The organism is Mesorhizobium sp. YC-39, from assembly GCF_025753795.1.
GTDB lineage: Bacteria > Pseudomonadota > Alphaproteobacteria > Rhizobiales > Rhizobiaceae > Mesorhizobium.
On record NZ_JAOWPS010000001.1, the window covers coordinates 1 to 17,565 of the forward strand.

General features: G+C 64.6%; 16 protein-coding genes. 9 read left to right on the forward strand and 7 right to left on the reverse strand.

Going from position 1 to position 17,565, the window contains the following annotated elements; translation table 11 throughout:
* Positions 1–199 precede the first annotated feature (199 nt).
* Complete coding sequence (locus tag OHD62_RS00005) at positions 200–1,135, reverse strand: hypothetical protein (RefSeq protein ID WP_263780149.1); 936 nt, start codon at positions 1,133–1,135, stop codon at positions 200–202.
* A gap of 78 nt (positions 1,136–1,213) precedes the next feature.
* Positions 1,214–1,819, reverse strand: a complete 606-nt coding sequence (gene leuD, locus OHD62_RS00010) for a 3-isopropylmalate dehydratase small subunit (protein ID WP_263780150.1) — start codon at positions 1,817–1,819, stop codon at positions 1,214–1,216.
* Positions 1,820–1,976: 157 nt separating this feature from the next.
* Between leuD and OHD62_RS00015 the strand changes: the two genes are divergently transcribed.
* The 4 genes from OHD62_RS00015 (at position 1,977) to OHD62_RS00030 (ending at position 3,873) form a co-directional block, all read left to right on the forward strand.
* Positions 1,977–2,402, forward strand: coding sequence for a GNAT family N-acetyltransferase (locus OHD62_RS00015; RefSeq protein WP_263780151.1), 426 nt, complete (start codon positions 1,977–1,979; stop codon positions 2,400–2,402).
* Positions 2,403–2,511: 109 nt separating this feature from the next.
* Positions 2,512–2,823 (forward strand): ArsR/SmtB family transcription factor, encoded by a 312-nt coding sequence (locus OHD62_RS00020; RefSeq protein ID WP_263782242.1) that lies wholly within the window; start codon positions 2,512–2,514, stop codon positions 2,821–2,823.
* On the forward strand, positions 2,823–3,269 hold the full coding sequence (locus OHD62_RS00025) for an SRPBCC family protein (RefSeq protein ID WP_263780152.1): 447 nt from the start codon (positions 2,823–2,825) through the stop codon (positions 3,267–3,269). Before OHD62_RS00020 ends, OHD62_RS00025 begins: the two co-directional genes overlap by 1 nt.
* Positions 3,270–3,312: 43 nt before the next feature.
* Positions 3,313–3,873 carry an SRPBCC family protein gene (locus OHD62_RS00030; protein ID WP_263780153.1) on the forward strand — a complete coding sequence of 187 codons (561 nt, stop codon included), beginning with the start codon at positions 3,313–3,315 and terminating at the stop codon, positions 3,871–3,873.
* A gap of 171 nt (positions 3,874–4,044) precedes the next feature.
* Here OHD62_RS00030 and OHD62_RS00035 read toward each other — a convergent pair whose 3' ends face one another.
* From OHD62_RS00035 to OHD62_RS00050, 4 genes are read right to left on the reverse strand one after another with little or no spacing between them, the layout of a single operon-like run.
* Complete coding sequence (locus OHD62_RS00035; protein WP_263780154.1) at positions 4,045–5,211, reverse strand: NAD(P)/FAD-dependent oxidoreductase; 1,167 nt, start codon at positions 5,209–5,211, stop codon at positions 4,045–4,047.
* Positions 5,212–5,239: 28 nt separating this feature from the next.
* Positions 5,240–6,844: a sensor histidine kinase gene (locus tag OHD62_RS00040; RefSeq protein ID WP_263780155.1), complete on the reverse strand. Its 1,605-nt coding sequence runs from the start codon at positions 6,842–6,844 to the stop codon at positions 5,240–5,242.
* Complete coding sequence (locus OHD62_RS00045) at positions 6,832–7,524, reverse strand: response regulator transcription factor (RefSeq protein WP_263780156.1); 693 nt, start codon at positions 7,522–7,524, stop codon at positions 6,832–6,834. Before OHD62_RS00045 ends, OHD62_RS00040 begins: the two co-directional genes overlap by 13 nt.
* A gap of 2 nt (positions 7,525–7,526) precedes the next feature.
* Positions 7,527–9,080, reverse strand: coding sequence for a DUF4173 domain-containing protein (locus OHD62_RS00050; protein ID WP_263780157.1), 1,554 nt, complete (start codon positions 9,078–9,080; stop codon positions 7,527–7,529).
* A 542-nt stretch (positions 9,081–9,622) separates the two neighbouring features.
* On the opposite strand from OHD62_RS00050, the gene OHD62_RS00055 reads away from it, so the two are divergent.
* Together OHD62_RS00055 and OHD62_RS00060 are read left to right on the forward strand one after the other, a co-directional pair.
* The gene (locus OHD62_RS00055) at positions 9,623–10,501 is read left to right on the forward strand and encodes an HpcH/HpaI aldolase/citrate lyase family protein (RefSeq protein ID WP_263780158.1); all 879 of its coding nucleotides are present in this window, start codon (positions 9,623–9,625) and stop codon (positions 10,499–10,501) included.
* Between the two features lie 45 nt (positions 10,502–10,546).
* On the forward strand, positions 10,547–10,753 hold the full coding sequence (locus OHD62_RS00060; RefSeq protein WP_263780159.1) for a DUF1737 domain-containing protein: 207 nt from the start codon (positions 10,547–10,549) through the stop codon (positions 10,751–10,753).
* A 293-nt stretch (positions 10,754–11,046) separates the two neighbouring features.
* Here the strand turns inward: OHD62_RS00060 and OHD62_RS00065 are convergent, their stop codons facing one another.
* Complete coding sequence (locus OHD62_RS00065) at positions 11,047–11,469, reverse strand: metallopeptidase family protein (RefSeq protein ID WP_263780160.1); 423 nt, start codon at positions 11,467–11,469, stop codon at positions 11,047–11,049.
* 182 nt (positions 11,470–11,651) lie between these two features.
* Here OHD62_RS00065 and OHD62_RS00070 point away from each other — a divergent pair, with 182 nt between their 5' ends.
* Genes OHD62_RS00070 through OHD62_RS00080 form a run of 3 tightly spaced genes read left to right on the forward strand, consistent with a single transcriptional unit; the run spans position 11,652 to position 17,417 of the window.
* Positions 11,652–12,707, forward strand: a complete 1,056-nt coding sequence (locus tag OHD62_RS00070) for an ImuA family protein (protein WP_263780161.1) — start codon at positions 11,652–11,654, stop codon at positions 12,705–12,707.
* Positions 12,649–14,136: a DNA polymerase Y family protein gene (locus OHD62_RS00075; RefSeq protein ID WP_263780162.1), complete on the forward strand. Its 1,488-nt coding sequence runs from the start codon at positions 12,649–12,651 to the stop codon at positions 14,134–14,136. Before OHD62_RS00070 ends, OHD62_RS00075 begins: the two co-directional genes overlap by 59 nt.
* Entirely contained in the window at positions 14,133–17,417 is a 3,285-nt protein-coding gene (locus OHD62_RS00080) for an error-prone DNA polymerase (RefSeq protein ID WP_263780163.1), read from the forward strand. Before OHD62_RS00075 ends, OHD62_RS00080 begins: the two co-directional genes overlap by 4 nt.
* The last annotated feature ends 148 nt before the right edge of the window (positions 17,418–17,565 follow it).

The following is a 17,565-nucleotide window of genomic DNA, read 5'->3' on the forward strand; positions in this document are numbered from 1 at the left end:
ACAGAAAACCGTCAGACAGCCGCTCGCCTTTGCCCGCCTTGTGCGGCTCAACATCATGCACAGGCGCTCAATCGACGCCCTCAAGACCCCGCCGCCGCCCAAACATGACGACAGACAGATGATCTTCAGCCTATCTTCAGTTTAACCGGACAGCAGTGGGTCAAGCCCGAGGATGACGAAGGCGCAGGGTCACCGAACCTCAGTTCGCCGACCCCAGCGCCTTGTCGAGCGCTTCCTTCACATCGGCCGGCCATGTCGTCACCGCCGGCCACGCATCCGGTTCGCCATTGTCGCCGCGGCGGGCGAAATAGAGTGTATGCTTCACCGGGTCGACCGCCATGAACCCGTCATTGCCGCCGCAATCATGCGGCACGCAGCCGCTGGCATAGAAGGCGCCCGACGCGGTCTTCTCGGTGCCGCCGCCGACCAGCAGGCTGGTCGCCATGTCGGGCATGTCCTTGCCAAGCAGTTTCTCGGCTTCCTTGTAGACGGCCTCATTGTGGAAGGCATCGATGATGTTGTCGTATTTCGCCGGATCGACGTCCTTCCAGTCGGTGCCGGGTTCCGGCGTGTAGGTGAGATTGCCAGAGGTCGACAGGCCGCCAGTGGGCGACCATTGCAGCGCCGGCTTGGAATCTCCCGGCAGCAGATAAGGCACGAAATAGATGGCGTTGTCGGAGACAGCCGCAGGTGGCGCGCCGCATTCGTCCTGCTCGACGGTCGTGGTCTGGATCTCGCCGCCTTCCGGCTTCCAGACGATCACCTTGGCCGGACCGCATTGGTTGCCGCCGTCGCCGACATCGACCAGCGCCACACTGACGTCGCCGATCTTGACGATCCTGTCGAAAAAGACGTCGTAGTTGCTGGCCAGCTGCTTGCCGTCATAGGCCAGCACCCTCTCGCCGTCCTGCTCCGGCTGCGTGATGGTGAGCTGACCGCCCTCGAACGGGACCGGCGCCTGCTTGTCGTCGTCGCCAGCGTCGGCCGCATCCGTTCCCTTATCCTGGTCGGCGGCAGGCTTTTCGTCCGCTGGCGCCTGTCCGGTGGCGGGCGTCTGGGTTTGGGGATAGGCGGCTGTCGCGGATAGGAGCATCAGCGCCAGCGCACTGGTGGCAGCAAGAAGCGAACGTGTCATGACTGTCCTCCGTTAACCGCCGCGCGTGGCCATCGGCGCCGCTCCGCCAGCGGCGCCGATTGGCTCAGATCCTGCTGTTCAGGCCCAAGGGCGCTGTTCGGCGTTCTTCTTCTCGAACGCGGCGATGGCGCCGGCCTTCTCCATGGTCAGGCCGATATCGTCGAGCCCGTTGAGCAGGCAGTGGCGCTTGAAGTCGTCGAGGTCGAACCTGACCACGCCGCCATCCGGGCCACGGATTTCCTTGGCCTCGAGGTCGATCGACAGCGTCGCGTTGGAACCGCGCGAGGCATCGTCCATCAGCTTTTCCAGATCCTCGGGGCTGACGGTGATCGGCAGGATGCCGTTCTTGAAGCAGTTATTGTAGAAAATGTCGGCGAACGAGGTCGAGATGACGCAGCGAATGCCGAAATCGAGCAGCGCCCACGGCGCATGCTCGCGGCTCGAGCCGCAGCCGAAATTGTCGCCCGCGACCAGGATCTGCGCCTTGCGGTAGGCCGGCTTGTTGAGCACGAAGTCCGGGTTTTCCGAACCGTCGTCCTTGTAGCGCATCTCGGCAAACAGGCCGCTGCCGAGCCCGGTGCGCTTGATCGTCTTGAGATAATCCTTGGGGATGATCATGTCGGTGTCGACATTGACGATCGGCATGGGCGCGGCGACGCCGGTGAGCTTGGTGAATTTTTCCATGGTTTTTGCCCGTGTTCCGTTGCGGGAGATTGACTGCCGCCGGTTTACACAAAGCCGCGGGCAAATAAAAGGCAACTGTTTGTGCGCGGTCGATGGAGCAAAAGGAGGCGAGCAAAAACGGCTTCGAAATCGTCGCTCTCTGGTGCAATCTGCGGCCATGAGCGAACACTCCCGCATCCTTTATGCCAGCGAGCCGACCCTCGATGCGGCCGAGTTCCGCCGCGTGCTGGTGGAATCCGGCCTTGGCGAGACGCGTCCGGTCGATGACGAGCCTCGGCTGAGGGCGATGCTTGCCGGCGCCAACCTGGTGCTCACCGCGCGCCTCGATATCGAAGGCAAACCGCTGGCCGGCGTTATCAGAGGCGTCACCGATTTTTCCTGGGTCTGCTATATTTCGGACCTTGCCGTTTCCCAGACGGCGCAAGGGCTTGGTGTCGGCAAGGGCCTGATGGACGAGGCACGTCGGCAACTCGGGCCATCGGTCGCCGTCAGCCTGATTTCCATGCCCGACGCCGTCGGTTTCTACGAGCGCATCGGCATGACGCGCATGGCGAACGCCTTCTGGTTCGGCCGTAAGCGCTGACGCTTTCCACCGGACCTCCGCAATCGCCCTTGCTGACCGGCAGGCAACTTTCGTGATTGTCATGGCATCTTGACATGCAACCAAATGGTTGCATATTAAAGCCATGAGCATGGATGCCGTCTTTCGCGCCTTGGCCGATCCGACCCGCCGGCAATTGCTGGACAGCCTGCATGCCAGGAATGGGCAGACGCTGAACGCGCTGTGCGCTGAGATGGACATGACGCGCCAGGCGGTGACCAAGCATTTGGCGATCCTGGAGGAGGCGAACCTCGTCACCACCATGCGCAAGGGCCGCGAGAAGGAGCACTACCTCAACCCCGTTCCCATCAACGAGATCGCCGAACGCTGGATCGGCAAGTTCGAGCGGGGGCGTCTCGCCGCCCTCAGCGATCTGAAGAAACGTCTTGAAAGGGAAGACTGATGAGCAACGCTTTCGTCTATGTCACCTACATCCGCACGACGCCCGAAAAGCTCTGGGAAGCATTGACCGAGCCGGAATTCCACCAGCAATATTTCCTCGGCGCCCGGATGCTGTGCGAGTGGAAAAAGGGTTCGGCGTGGACGATGGCCTACCCCGACGGCCGCGTCACCGACAGCGGCGAGATCCTCGAAATCGATCCGCCGAGGCGCATCGTCATCAAATGGCGCAATGAATTCATGCCGGAGGTGAAGGCCGACGGCTACACACGCTGCACCTTCGTCATCGAGCAGGAAGGTGACATGATGAAGCTCGCCGTCACCCATGAGGCAGACGGCCCGCACAAATTGCTGGAGCATGTAGCCAAGGGCTGGCCGCTGGTCCTGTCGAGCCTGAAGAGCCTGCTGGAGACCGGCAAAGGTCTGTCGCGCCCGGCGTCCAAGGGCTGAGACGCTCGTTTCGGTAGCGAAACAACTATTTGCGGAGTGGAAGATGATCCTAGAACAGGCATCGGTGCAGGCCATGGCGAATGGCGAGACGGTCATGGCTTCAGCTGAAATTCCCGGACCTCCGGAGCAGGTCTTTGCGGCGCTCGTCACCGACGAGGTCGAGCGCTGGTGGGGCTCCGCCGACAGCGACGGGATGATTGATTGGTCAGCAGACCTGCGCGTCGGCGGCCGCTGGAGCGTCATCGTCAGGACGGCTGACGGCAAGGACTTGCCGGCCAGCGGCGAATTCCTCGAGATCGAGGCGCCGCGCCGGATCGTCCAGACGAGGCGCTACGACTGGGACCACCCGACGCTCGGCCGGCGGGAAACCACGGCTGCCTATCTGCTGGAGCCGACCGCCGTCGGCACGCGCCTCACCATCTGCCACGGCGGCTTTGCTGGCCTCACCGAGGCGGCGGCCGAGCATGCCGAAGGCTGGGCGCGGGTGCTGGGCTGGCTGCAGGCGCATCTGGATGCGGGCAGGGCTGGCGGCTTAGCCCATCTTCGTCATCCTAGGGCGAAGCGAACGCGAAGCGGAGCGCAGACCCTGGGATCCATGCCGTGATGTCGAAGCGTCGCGGGGGTGCAGAACTTTTATCGCGGGTCGGCGCAGTCTTCATTCTGCACCGCTAACGCCCTTGGGCAATAGTAACGGCATGGATTCCAGGGTCTCCGCGACGTCGCTTCGCTCCTGCTCCGCCCTGGAATGACGAAGGAATAGGGCGCAGCGCCAGCCTCAAATCACGTTCAATTCCCGAAACGCCCTTCCCTCCGCAACCCTTCCATACCCGAACGCCAAGCAGTCCACCGTCCTGTAGCCGCCATGCACGATCAGTTCGGCCAGCGCCTTACCGACCGCCGGCGCCTGCTGCAGGCCATGGCCGGAAAAACCGTTGGCGAAGAGGAAATTCGTCACCTCAGGATGCGGGCCGATCACCGCGTTCTGGTCGAGCGTGTTGTAGTCATAGTGCCCGGCCCACGCCCGCGTCGGTTTGATCGCCTCGAAGGCCGGGATACGGGTCGCCAGCACCGGCCAGATCACCTCTTCGAACAGCGGCCAGTCCGGCTCGAAATCCATGGGATCGGCCGGGCCGTCGCCCTCTTCCGGCTCGGCGCCGCCGGTGATGTAGACCGAGCCTTCCGGCCGGACATAGATCCCGGAGGGATCGACCAGCAGCGGCATGTCGGCATATTTCTCGCGCGCCTCGAAGACGAAGACGTTGCGCTTGCGCGGCTCGACCGGCAGCGAAAGCCCGGCCATGCCAGCCACCTTGCCGGCATTCGGCCCGGCGGCGTTGATGACGATGCCGGCTTCGAGCTTGTCGCCATTGTCGAGGCTGACGCTGGTGACGCGATCGCCCTGCCGCTCGATGCCGGTGACATCGGCCGTGATGAAATCGATGTTTTTCTCGCGCAGCGCCTTGCGGAACAGCATCAGCATCGCATGCGCGTCGAACCAGCCCTCGCCGCTGCGGCCATAGGCGCCGGCAGTGATGCCTTCGGCCGATAGCCACGGGAATCGGCGCACCAGCGCCTCGGCATCTTCCAGCACAATGTCGGCGCCCTCGGCCATCTGCGCCTCGTGGTTGGACTTGAGGATCGGCAGGCCGTTCTCGCCGGCCAGGATGAGATAGCCGCCTTCGCGGAAGCCGATATCGGCATCCGCGCCAAAAACCTCCGTCAGCCGCCGGAACAGTTTTAGCGTGAACTGCGACAGGCGGATGTTTTCGGGGATCGAGAATTGCTGGCGGATGGACGCGCAGGACAGTGTCGTCGCCGCATGGGCGAATTGCGGGTCGCGCTCGATCAGCGCGATCGAACCGGAAAACCCTTCCTCACGCAGATAGTAGGCGATCGAGGAGCCGACGATGGCCCCGCCGATGATGACGATGTCGTAGCGCACTCTTTTCTCCGATCCGCCCGGCCGCATCCTACGCAACCGGCAAAATGATCTCGAAGCGCGTGCCGCGCCCGGAGTCAACCAGCCGGATCGTGCCATCATGCGCTTTCAGGAGGGCCAGCACGATACCGAGCCCCATGCCGGTGCCGCCCGAATCGCGGCGCGTGGTGAAGAATGGCTCGAAGATGCGGTCCCGGTTGCTCGGCGAAATGCCGGCGCCATCGTCGCTCACCACGACGATGGCCTTGCCTCCCGCGCTTGTTGCGCGGAGCGAAACCAGGCTCGCACCATGCCGCGCGGAGTTGTCGATGAGATTGGCAAGCACGATGGCCGCGTTTTCGCTGGAGATGCGAAGGCCGATGTCGCCGCCCGCCTCGACATGGACCGCCAGTCTCTTGTCCACGGGCAGCAGCGCCAGTGCGGCGCCAAGCGATGTGGTTTCGCCACTGGGCGCGAGGTTTTCAGCGCGCGCCAGGTCGAGCAGGCGGCGCACCAGAAGATTGAGCCGGCCGGCATCGGTGACGATGTTGTTCGAGAACCGTTTGCGCTCGGCCTCGTCCATGGCGGCGCCCGAATCGCGCAGCAGCTCCGCCGCGCCCTGGATCGCCGTCAGCGGTGATTTGAGCTCATGCGAGACATGGGTGGCGAAGGTCTGGATACTGTCGGAGCGCGCATGCAGCTTTTCCGCCATGTCGAGGAAGGCGGCCGAAAGCTCGGCCATCTCGCGCGTGCCGTGATGCTCGAGCGGCCGGATCGCCGTACGGTCGCCGGCGGCGATGCGCTGTGTCCGCTCCATCAGCGCGTAGATCGGCCGGCTGACGGTGCGCAGGAAGACAAGCGCAATGAGCAGCGTGCCGCCGAGAATGGCGATGGCCGCGAGCGTCACCTTGCCGCGCTCGCCATAGAGATGCTTGACGATGTTGTTGGGCGTCCGCGACAGGTAGACGACGCCGGCGACCTTGCCGGCCACAGTGACCGGCAAGGCGACGAAGACGCGGACTTTTGTGCCGCGGCTGACCGAGTAGAGCGGCGGCGCCGGCTGGTTGGGGATCCGCAGCCTGAGCGCGCTGGCATAGCGGCCGGAAAGGGCCTCGCGCACCTCCTCGACGTCGGCGAGCGACTGGCCGACCTCTTCGCGCCCGGCAATGACAACGCCCGTGGGATCGAGGAGCCGGAAGCCGGCCAGCGTGGTTTTCTGTGTCTCGGCAAGGATGCCCGACAGACGCGAACCGATCGCCGCGAAGGCAGGATCGATCGCGGCGGCAGTGGCGGCTGGCCGGGTCGGCAGAACGTAATCGGAAGCGAGATCGAGGCTGGGCTCGATCGGGCGGTAGCGTGTGTCAGGCTCCGCGCTTCTGCTCGAATATTCATTCCCATCGGCGGGTATTGTGGCGCCGAGTTTCTCGGCCGGAATGCCGGCCTCGCGCACATCCTGAGCATAGATTGCGGCGAGCACCGCGCCTTGCGCGATCAGCTCGGCCTCGGTCTGGCGGATGAGCTGGTTCTCGTAGAGCCGGAAGAAGAACAGGCCGACCAGCGGCAGTGCCATCACCATGATCAGGATGGCAATGACGATCGTGGCCAGCCGCGGCCGCCATTTGCCGCCGATCCATTTTTGCGCGCTCACGCGCCGCATTTGCCGAGCCGGAAGCCGACGCCGTGCACGGTCTCGATCGCATCCTCGCAGCCGGCCGCCGCCAGCTTGGCGCGGATGTTGCGGATATGGCTGTCGACGGTACGGCCGGCGACATGGATATTGGCGGTATAGGCGCTGGCCATCACCGTCTCGCGGTCGAGCACATGCGCCGGGCGCGCCAGAAACCCTTTCAGGATCGAGAATTCGATTGCGGTCAGCGCCAGCGTCTTGTCGCCAAAACTGGCGGTGTGGCTGGCTGGCGCCAAGGTGAGCCTGCCGTGCGAGAAATGCCGGTCGTCGATCTCGACCGGCGCCGGGCGGGCGCGCCGCAGGATGACGTTGACGCGGGCGACGAGCTCGCGCGGGCTGAACGGCTTGGTGACATAGTCGTCGCCGCCCATTTCCAACCCCAGGATGCGGTCGATCTCCTCGTCGCGCGCGGACAGGAACAGCACCGGCACGTCGGAGCGCTGCCTGAGCCGCCGGCACACTTCCAGCCCGTCCATCTCGGGCATGCCGATGTCGAGCACGACAAGATCGGGCGCGCGGCGTTCGATCGCCTGCAAGGCGGCCGCGCCGTCAGCGACGGGAAGCGTCTTCATCCCGGCCTTTTCCAGCGCAAAGCAGATGATCTCGCGGATGTGCGGGTCATCGTCGGCGACAAGGATGTGATGCGGCATTGTCAGCGGCCCGGCGCGAAGGGTTCGAAACCGTCAGGAACCACGAACGGGCCTTGCCTGTCGAGGTAGCGAAGAAGCCGCCAGTCGCGAAAGCTCCAGGCGCGCCAGTTTTCCTGAGCAGTGCGGTAGCGGGCTTTGTCCGATTTATGCACGGCAATGAGTGCGCGGTAAGCGGGCTCGCCGACAGCAATCGTCTTGCTCTGTCGCTCGATGAAGCGATCGAATGCCGGCAGCGCGGCAGGGCCGAGTGAATGCAGATACCCGACATCGAGTGAAATGCCCTTACCGGTCATTTCGAGGGAATGGTCGACATTGTAGTTGGCGATCAGCGCGGCGAAATTGATGAAAGAGCAGCCATAGAGCGTCGCTGAAAGCGTCAGAAGATTGGCGGAAGAGAGCCATTCATTGGGTTTTTCCAGCGCGATGCGGGCGATGATGAGGGCAAGGCCCGCCGCCACCAGCCCCATCCAGACGAAGGCGGCGACACGCCAGTAGGTCAGCGCATAGATGCCGATATAGAGGTCGAGCCGCAGGATCGACGAGACGACCAGCGCGATGTTCTGCGCCACCCAGGCATAGACCAGGGTGCGGATCAGCGGATCGCCCGATGTGGCGCTGCCGGGTCGCAGCGCCGCCAGCACGAAGCCGGCGGCAAGCAGCGCCGTGACGATCAATGGATAGGCGCCGCGATGCGCATAGGCGGCATAGGTCAGGCCATCGGGCAGTGCCGCGCCGCCCCAGAGATAGGCGGCGTCGAGCGCGGTCTGCACCGCAAACAGCATGTTGAAGACGATGAGCGCGCGCAAAATGGCGGCCTTGCCGAAGACGATGTCCTCGATCGTGGTGGCGGTTTTTGCCGGCGGCGGCGCCTTGGCGGTCACGGCCGCCGCCAGACGCGGAATGCGCCGGAGAACTCGCGGCAGGCGCGGCCGCAAAAAGGCCCAGACACCGGCAAGCACGACCAGCCAGAAGATCAGCCGCGGCAGCTGGATGAGCTTGAGCAGGGCGAAGAGATCGATCAGCGAAAACCAGTATTCGATGACCGGATTGGCGGCGCCGAACAGCGCGAGGAACACCATGCCAAGCACCAGCGGCATGATCCAGACGGCGATTGCCGCGAAGCGTATGCGGCGCTGGCCAAGCCACCGCACCGCCATGCGCCAGCGCAAGAAGTCATGGACGAACCGAAAGGGCGCGATGAGCACGAAGGCCAGAAGCTGACCGGCAATGCGGGCAAGGTTATGCCGCAGCCGCCCGGTCAGCGAAAGCGCAAAGATGGCCAGGGCCGCAAGCCCGATCGAGACGGACAGGGGGCTGGCATTCTCGACCATCGGCAGCAACGCGACCAGCAAGACGGTGGGCTTGAGCCAGAGCCTGGCATCGCCGAAGGCGGAGGGATGCACGGCCACGACCGCACCGGCAATCAGGATGGCGAACAGGAAGAAATTGATGCCGGCGGGCTGGCCGTAGAAGAGGAAATCCGCCAGTGCCGCAAGCAGGATGGCGACGCCGAAGCGGCTGCAATAGCTCGGCGCGCCCGGAAGGTAGGATGTCATGACCAGGCTTTCGTGATGGCCCGGCCGGGATATCTCGGCGCGGACCTCTGGATGAAAGGGAGCAGGGTGGCGACAGGGCGCGTCCCAGGTGGGTCGGTGAGCCACCAGCCTTCGTTTCGGAGCCGATACGGCAGGTGCCAGCGGGGATTTTTTTGCTCTTGCATGCCCGCCTCTTTCGCGTGCCGGCAAGGACGCGGCGGGGCGGACTGGAGGAGATTTCCTGCAATGACGTGCAGTTTTCGTGCAGGAGCGCTGCCTTCGCAGGACCTGGATTCCTCGCCCCACGAAGTGGGAGAGGTGGCCTGGCGAAGCCGGGACGGAGGGAGGCCTTCGCGGCGTCTCGTTGTCTCAGTAGTTCCTGATAGGCTTCAGTCTCGCGCCCTATCCCTCACCGGGTTTGGCTTCACGAGTGTCGTCCCCCTCTCCGACCCGGCTTCGCCGGGCCACCTCTCCCCCGCTTTCGCGGGGGCGAGGAACCAAGAACGCAAGCCCGATTTCCCTGCATGCTTGCCTCGGCCCGCTTCAGGCGGCATAGATCGGACATGACGCAAACCTATCGCCCGCGCCGCTCTGTGCTCTACATCCCGGCCTCGAACGACAAGGCGCTGGCCAAGCTGCCGTCGCTGGCCTGCGATGCCGTCATCATCGATCTCGAGGATGCCGTCGCCCCGGCCGACAAGATCGCCGCGCGGGAAAAACTTGCCGGCATCTTCGCCGACCGCCCCGACCGGCGTTGCGAGATGGTCATACGCGTCAATGCGCTGTCCAGCGAATGGGGCGCCGACGATTTGCTGGCCGCGGCGAAATGTGAGCCCGACGGCATCCTTCTGCCCAAGGTCGGCACGCCGCGCGACATTCTGGAGGCCGGCGATGTCCTCGACGACAATTTTGTCCCGGACGAAGTAAAACTCTGGGCGATGATCGAGACGCCCAAGGCGCTGCTCAACATCGGCGCCATTGCTGAACTCGGCCGCGATCCGGCCTCGCGGCTTGACTGTTTCGTTCCCGGAACGAACGATCTGGTGAAGGAAACCGGCATTCTCGCCACGCCGGACCGGCGCTATCTCGTGCCGTGGCTGATGCAGATGGTGCTGGCCGCGCGTGCCGGCGGCCTCGATATCCTCGACGGCGTCTTCAACGATTTTCGCGATGCCGATGCCTTGGCGCGCGAATGCGCGGAAGCGGCCGCCATGGGCTTTGACGGCAAGTCGCTGATCCACCCCGCCCAGATCGAGGCCGCGAACCGGGCCTTTGCGCCGTCCGCCGAGGCGGTGGCCGAGGCGCGCGCGGTCAAGGACGCCTTTTCGCGGACCGAAAATGCCGGCAAGGGCGTGATTGCGCTGAATGGCAAAATGGTCGAGCGGCTGCATCTGGCGCAGGCCGAAAAACTGCTGGCGAAGGCGGCCGCCGTCGGCGCATGATGCGCGCTCGACGGATGCGACTTCAATTCACGACAGGGTCGAAAAATGAAACTCTACCGCTTTCTCAGCGCTCCGGACGATACCACCTTCTGCCACAAGGTGACGGCGGCACTGAACAAGGGCTGGCACCTGTTCGGATCGCCGACCTATGCCTATGACAAGAGGACCAAGACCATGCGCTGCGGCCAGGCCATAGTGAAGGATGTCGAGGGCCAGGAATACGGGCCGGACACCAAGCTCAGCGATTGGTGACATCATGTCGTTGAGTGCTCGTCCTTCGTCATCCTAGGGCGGAGCGAACGCGAAGCGGAGCGCAGACCCTAGGATCCATGCCGTTACCTTTGTCGAAGAGCACGGCGGATCAGGATTAGTGCGATCGTACCGACCGATCGGGATGGCCGTTTGCCCGTTTACCCCCGGAACCGGATGGGTGAGCGTTCGTTTCTGCACCGCCAGAGCACTGCACCAGCGTCACGGCATGGATCCTGGGGTCTGCGCCGCGTCGCTTCGCTCCTTGCTCCGCCCCAGGATGACGAAGCGTGGGGTTACTCCGCCGACTCCTCGATCTTCTCCATATCATCGTCCGACAGGCCGAAATGGTGGCCGATTTCGTGGATCAGCACATGGGTGACGATGTCGCCCAGCGTCTCCTCGTTCTCGGCCCAGTAGTCGAGGATGGCGCGGCGGTAGAGCGTGACGCGGTTCGGCCCCTCGCCGGTCTGCGGATTCCAGCGCTCGGCGATGCCGCGCCCCTCGAACAGGCCGAGCAAGTCGAACGGCGTTTCCAGCGACAGATCGTCCATGATCTCGTCGGTCGGGAATTCGGCGATCTGGATGACGATCTCGCCGGTCAGCTTGCGGAAATCCTCCGGCAGATGGGCATAGGCCTCCAGCGCCAGGAACTCGATTTCCTCCATCGACGGCGAAAGCTCGGCGTGCCAGGTGCGGGTCTTGTAGATGCGGGCCATGCTTTGTCCTTTCCCGGCCATATAGGCTTTCGCGCCGGGGGAGGCAAATGAGCGGGGCAGGGGCGCCGGATGCGTGCGGGCCGGACAGGAATAAATTCCCCATGACTCCGCTTGACTCTTCCGCCCCCCTCTGGAATCAATAGGAACATAACAGGAACAATTGTGAGTGGAAGCTGACCGTCATGGCGATGACCGCCGTGGCGCGGGAGACTGTTTTTGCCCTGCGCCGCCAGATCGCGAAGATCGAGGGAACGCTGTCCGAGCGCCTGCAGGCGCCGGTCGGCGAGCGGCCGGGCGCGCGCGCTGACAACGATGTCGGCTCCGGGATCACGCCGGAGATCGATGTCACCATCGTCCGGCGCGGTCTCGCCGTGGCGCCGCCCGATGCCTTTCTGCGCACCGGCGCCGCGCCTCTCGATGCCGCGCTCAGTGGCGGCCTGCCGAAAGCGGCGCTAACCGAGATCCATGGCGCTGAAACCCGTGGCGCCGGGGCCGTTGCCGGCTTCACCCTCGCGCTTGTCAGTCTGATCCTGAAGCGAGAGCCGCGCTTGCCGGTCCTGTGGATCGGCACATCGGAGATTTTTCGCGAGGCTGGCTTTCCCTATGCCAGGGGGCTTCACACCTCCTTCGGCATCGAACCGGGAGAATTGCTGTTTTCCGAGGCGCCGCGGCTTGTCGATGCGCTGTGGGTCGCGGAGGAGGCTGCAAGAATGACGGCGCTCACCGCCGTCATCCTCGAAATCCGTGGCAGTCCGCAGCGGCTGGACCTCACCGCGACACGGCGCCTGCACGCCCGCGCGCAGAGTGCCGGCCGGCCGCTGTTCCTGCTGCGCCAGGCCGGCGAGGCCGAGCCGACCGCCGCGCCCGTCCGGCTCATCGTATCGGCGGCTTCTTCCGCAAGCCGCGCCACGATCGCCGGGCCGCTCGCCGGCTCGATCGGCCGGCCCGCCTTCACCGTCAGCATCGGCAAGAGCCGCACCGCTCTGCCTGGCCAATTCTCACTGGAGTGGAACCCCGATGAACATGTTTTCGAGGAAAGAAGGGCCGGGGAACACCGGACAAAGAATCCTGTCCCTGTGGTTCCCGCATCTCGCCGCCGAAAGGATCCTGCGCCAGCGTCTGGGGCGGTCGTGGCGTTCCCGGCCGTCGCATCACCTGCCGCCATCTCACCCACCGCTCGTGATCAGCCATCGCGACCGCAACGCCCAGCGCATATCGGCCCTCGACGAGCGGGCTGAGGCGCTTCACCTGAAGCGCGGCATGGGCATTGCCGACGCGCGCGCCATGCATCCCTCGATCGACGTCGTCGAGGCCGATCCGGAGGCCGACCGCCGCCTGCTCGAAGGCCTTGCCGACTGGTGCGACCGCTACACCCCGCTGGTGGCGCTCGACGGGATCGATGGCCTATTCCTCGACGTCACCGGCTGTACCCATCTGTTCGGCGGCGAACGCGCGATGCTGGACGACATCCTGGCGCGCTTTTTCCATCAGGGTTTTGACGTCCGCGCCGCCCTTGCCGCCACGCCCGGTGCGGCCTGGGCGGCGGCGCGGTTTGCCGGTGACCGCATCGTTGAGAATGGCGAGGAGGAGGCGCTTCTTTCCCCCTTGCCGCTGGCGGCGCTGCGCATCGAGCCCGACATCCGCGCCAGCCTGGAAAGCGTCGGCCTGCGCACGGCGGGCGCCGTCATGGCGGCACCGCGCGCGCCGCTTGCCCGCCGCTTCGGCGCAACCCTGCTTTTGCGCCTCGACCAGGCGCTCGGCCGTCTCGACGAGGCCGTCTCGCCGCGCCTGCCGGTGGCACCGCTTTCGGTCGAACGCCACCTCGCCGAACCAATCATGCTGACCGACGACATAGAGCGGCTGGTGAGGCTGCTGGCGACGACGCTGAAGGCCGATCTGGAACGCCGCGGCGAGGGCGCGAGAAGGCTGGCGCTGCTGCTTTTCCGCGTCGACGGCGCCGTCAGCCGCATCGCTGTCGGCACCTCGCGTCCCCTGCGCGAACCGCTGATGATCCAGAAATTGTTTCACGAAAGGCTGGCCGCGCTCGAACAGGATATCGATGCCGGCTATGGCTTCGACCTCGTGCGTCTCTCGGTGCTGACGGCGGCTGCCTTCGACATGCAGCAGGCGGATCTGACCGGCGAGACGGACGATTGCGACGCCGATATCGCGCTGTTCGCCGACCGCATCCGCGCCCGCCTCGGCGACGGCGCGGTCCTGCGGCCGGTCATTGTCGAGAGCCATTTGCCGGAGCGTGCCGTCGCCACCGTCCCTTTTTCGGAAGTTCCGGAGAGGAGCTCGCCACCGAGGAAGTCGGGCAGAAATCCGCCCATGACGATCTACCCGCCGACCACGATCTACCCGCCGGAACGCCCGATCCGGCTGTTCCGTTCGCCCGAACCGATCGAGGTGCCGGCCACCGAAATGCCCGAGGGACCGCCGATGAATTTTCGCTGGCGGCGCGCGCTCTACCGCGTCGCACGCGCCGAAGGGCCTGAACGCATCGCGCCGGAATGGTGGCGGGGGCAGTGCGGCGAAGATGCGCCGACCCGCGATTATTTCCGTATCGAGGACAGCGACGGTCGCCGCTACTGGCTCTACCGCCAAGGCCTCTACGGCGCATCGCAAACCTCGCCGCGCTGGTTCATGCATGGGGTTTTCGCATGAACGCGCTGACCATCGTTCCCTATGCCGAATTCGGCATCCAGTCGAATTTCTCCTTCCTGCGCGGTGCCTCCAAGCCGGAGGAACTGGTGGTCGCGGCCAAGTTCCTCGGCTTCTCCTCGATCGGGCTGGCCGACCGCAACACGGTGGCCGGCGTCGTGCGCGCCTGGCAACAGGCCAAGGTGGAGAAGCTTCCTTATCATCCGGGCTGCCGCCTGGTTTTTTGCGACGGTACGCCGGATATTCTCGCCTATCCGCAGGACCGCAAGGGCTGGGGTCATCTCTGCCGCATGCTGACGCAAGCCAATCTGCGCGACGAGAACGAGAAGGGCGCGACCCTTTTGAGGCGAAGCGACCTTCTCGAATGGGGCGATCTGCTGTCGCTCGCTGTCCTGCCTGAATTGACGGCAGGCGCTGGCGATAGTCTCGATTTGCTTAGCCAGCTTAAGGATCGCTTTGGCAGGAACCTGCGGCTTGCCGTTGCGCCGGATTATCGCGGCAATGACCGCTTCCGCATCGAGCAGGCGGCGGCGATGGCAGAGGTGTCAGGCATTCCGCTGATGGCGACCAACGATATCCTCTACCACACCGCCGAGCGACGGTCGCTGCAGGACGTGCTGACGGCGATCCGCCTCAATGTGCCCGTCGGCGAGGTCGGGCTGGAGCTGGCGGCCAATGCCGAGCGTCACCTGAAGCCGCCAGTCGAGATGGCCCGCCTTTTCCGCCGCCATCCGCAGGCGCTGGCGGAAACGCTGCGCTTTGCCGGCGAGCTGACCTTCTCGCTCAGCGACCTCCAATACAACTACCCCGACGAGCCGACGGAATCGGGCCTCGGGCCACAGGCCGAGCTCGAACGATTGGCCAGGGAGGGGGCCGCCACGCGCTATCCGGCGGGCGTCCCCGCTTCCGTAACGCAGCGCATCGAGGAAGAGCTCGCCTTGATCGAGCGCCTGAACTATGCCCGCTATTTCCTGACCGTCTACGACATCGTCAAATTCGCCCGCAGCCAAGACATTCTCTGCCAGGGGCGCGGCTCCGCCGCCAATTCGATCGTCTGCTTCTGCATCGGCATCACCGAAGTCGGGCCCGACAGGATCGACACGCTGTTCGAACGTTTCATTTCCGAGGAAAGAAACGAGCCGCCCGACATCGACGTCGACTTCGAGCATGAGCGGCGCGAGGAGGTGATCCAGTACATCTATTCGAAATACAGCGCCAAGCGCACTGCGCTGGCCGCCGCCGTCATCAGCTATCGCGGCCGCTCGGCGTTGCGCGAAGTGGCCAAGGCGATGGGCCTGTCCGAGGATGTCCGCAGCGCGCTGTCCAGCTCGATCTGGGGCTGGTCGACCTCGGAGCTCGGCGAGAAGGAGGCCCACGCCGGCGGCATCGACCGCACCAATCCACTGGCAAGGCAGGTGATCGAACGCGCCAACGAGATCATGGGCTTTCCCCGGCATCTGTCCCAGCATGTCGGCGGCTTCGTCATCACCAGGGACCGGCTCGACGAGATCGTGCCCATCGTCAAGACCGCGATGGACGAGCGCAAGATGGTCGAGTGGGACAAGGACGATCTCGACGCGGTGAAGATCCTTAAGGTCGACGTGCTGGCGCTCGGCATGCTGACCTGCCTGAAGCGCGCCTTCTCCCTTCTGCACAGCCATTACGATGTCCGGGATGAATATGACCGTCCGCTCGGGCTGGCGACGCTGCCGGAAAGGGACGAAAGGGTCTACGACATGATCTGTCGCGCCGACACGCTGGGCGTCTTCCAGATCGAATCGCGCGCCCAGATGTCGATGCTGCCGCGGCTCAGGCCGCGCACCTTCTACGATCTCGTCATCGAGGTGGCGATCGTGCGGCCGGGCCCGATCCAGGGCGACATGGTGCATCCCTATCTGCGCCGCCGGCAAGGCAAGGAGAAACCCGAATACCCCAAGCCGGAACTGGAAAAGATCCTCGGCAAGACGCTGGGCGTTCCGCTGTTCCAGGAGCAGGCGATGAAGATCGCCATCGTCGCCGGCGGCTTCCGGCCGGGCGAGGCCGATGAATTGCGCCGCGCCATGGCCACCTTCAAGCGCACCGGCACCATCGGCAATTACCGCCAGCGCATGATCGACGGCATGGTCGGCAGGGGTTACGAAAAGGACTTCGCCGAGCGCTGCTTCAAGCAGATCGAAGGTTTTGGCGAATATGGCTTTCCCGAAAGCCACGCCGCCTCCTTCGCTTTGCTCGTCTATGCCTCCTGCTGGTTCAAGACCTTCTATCCTGACGTGTTCTGCGCCGCGATCCTGAATTCGCAGCCGATGGGGTTTTACCAGCCGGCGCAGCTTGTCCGCGATGCGCGCGACCATGGCGTCGACATCCGCGAGGCCGACGTCAATTTCTCCGGCTGGGACTGCGCCCTGGAGGCATCGGCCTTCGATCCTGGCCGCATTCTCGCGCGCCACGCCGGGATGCGCGGCGTGATCGAGACAAATCATGCCGTGCGGCTGGGTTTCCGTCAGATCAAGGGGCTTTCGAAAGACCGCATGGAGGCTTTTGTCCAAAGGCGCGGTTCAGGCTACGAGAGTGTCAGGGATGTCTGGCTGCGCTCGGGCCTCGACGTCGACGAGATCGAAAAACTGGCGCAAGCAGATGCCTTCCGCTCGATCGGCCTCGACCGTCGCGCAGCCCTTTGGGCGGTCCGCGCGCTTGACGGCAAGAGTGCCGCCGAGATGCTGCCGCTGTTCGACCAGAAGGATATCCGCCTGCGCGATCTCGAGCCCGAGACGAAGCTGCCGAAAATGCCGCTCGGCGAGCATGTCATCCACGACTACCGTTCGCTCGGCCTGTCGCTGAAAGCCCATCCGGTCGCCTTTCTGCGTGAGCGGCTGGACCGCTCCGGGGTCACGCCGAATGCGCGCCTCCCTTCGGTGCGCGATGGCAGGCGGGTCTCCGTCGCCGGCCTCGTGCTCGTGCGCCAGCGCCCGGGCAAAGGCAATGCGATTTTCCTGACGCTGGAAGACGAGCAGGCGGTCGCCAACGTCATTTTCTGGGAACGGACCTTTGCCCGCTACCGGCCCATTGTCATGGGAGCAAGGTTCGTCCGCGTCACTGGCAAATTGCAGTCGGAATCGGACGTCATCCATATCGTCGCCGAAAAGATCGAGGACCTGACGCCCTGGCTGGCAACGCTACTGGAGGAGAAGTCCGACGCACCTGTCGTGCAAAACGACCGGCAGAATATCGCAACGCTGTCGGGGAAGGCGGAAAGGGTCATGCCCAGGGGGCGCAATTTTCAATAGGATATGGAGACGTAGCGATCCTTCACACCCCCTCTGTCCTACCGGACATCTCCCCCGCAAGGGGGGAGATTGGCAGCTTCGCTGGCCGCGCTCCTTCTCTAACGTCGGAGATTGGCGAAAGCAGAATGGACAGCCAATCTCCCCCCTT

What these genes read in the sequence shown, in the direction of transcription:
- OHD62_RS00080 (WP_263780163.1), top strand. Translation starts at nt 14,133, where the DNA reads ATGAACGCGCTGACCATCGTTCCCTATGCCGAATTCGGCATCCAGTCG.
- OHD62_RS00060 (WP_263780159.1), top strand. Translation starts at nt 10,547, where the DNA reads ATGAAACTCTACCGCTTTCTCAGCGCTCCGGACGATACCACCTTCTGC.
- OHD62_RS00045 (WP_263780156.1), bottom strand. Translation starts at nt 7,524, where the DNA reads ATGCCGCATCACATCCTTGTCGCCGACGATGACCCGCACATCCGCGAG.
- OHD62_RS00055 (WP_263780158.1), top strand. Translation starts at nt 9,623, where the DNA reads ATGACGCAAACCTATCGCCCGCGCCGCTCTGTGCTCTACATCCCGGCC.
- OHD62_RS00015 (WP_263780151.1), top strand. Translation starts at nt 1,977, where the DNA reads ATGAGCGAACACTCCCGCATCCTTTATGCCAGCGAGCCGACCCTCGAT.
- OHD62_RS00005 (WP_263780149.1), bottom strand. Translation starts at nt 1,135, where the DNA reads ATGACACGTTCGCTTCTTGCTGCCACCAGTGCGCTGGCGCTGATGCTC.
- OHD62_RS00020 (WP_263782242.1), top strand. Translation starts at nt 2,512, where the DNA reads ATGGATGCCGTCTTTCGCGCCTTGGCCGATCCGACCCGCCGGCAATTG.
- OHD62_RS00030 (WP_263780153.1), top strand. Translation starts at nt 3,313, where the DNA reads ATGATCCTAGAACAGGCATCGGTGCAGGCCATGGCGAATGGCGAGACG.
- leuD (WP_263780150.1), bottom strand. Translation starts at nt 1,819, where the DNA reads ATGGAAAAATTCACCAAGCTCACCGGCGTCGCCGCGCCCATGCCGATC.
- OHD62_RS00025 (WP_263780152.1), top strand. Translation starts at nt 2,823, where the DNA reads ATGAGCAACGCTTTCGTCTATGTCACCTACATCCGCACGACGCCCGAA.
- OHD62_RS00065 (WP_263780160.1), bottom strand. Translation starts at nt 11,469, where the DNA reads ATGGCCCGCATCTACAAGACCCGCACCTGGCACGCCGAGCTTTCGCCG.
- OHD62_RS00050 (WP_263780157.1), bottom strand. Translation starts at nt 9,080, where the DNA reads ATGACATCCTACCTTCCGGGCGCGCCGAGCTATTGCAGCCGCTTCGGC.
- OHD62_RS00070 (WP_263780161.1), top strand. Translation starts at nt 11,652, where the DNA reads ATGGCGATGACCGCCGTGGCGCGGGAGACTGTTTTTGCCCTGCGCCGC.
- OHD62_RS00040 (WP_263780155.1), bottom strand. Translation starts at nt 6,844, where the DNA reads ATGCGGCGCGTGAGCGCGCAAAAATGGATCGGCGGCAAATGGCGGCCG.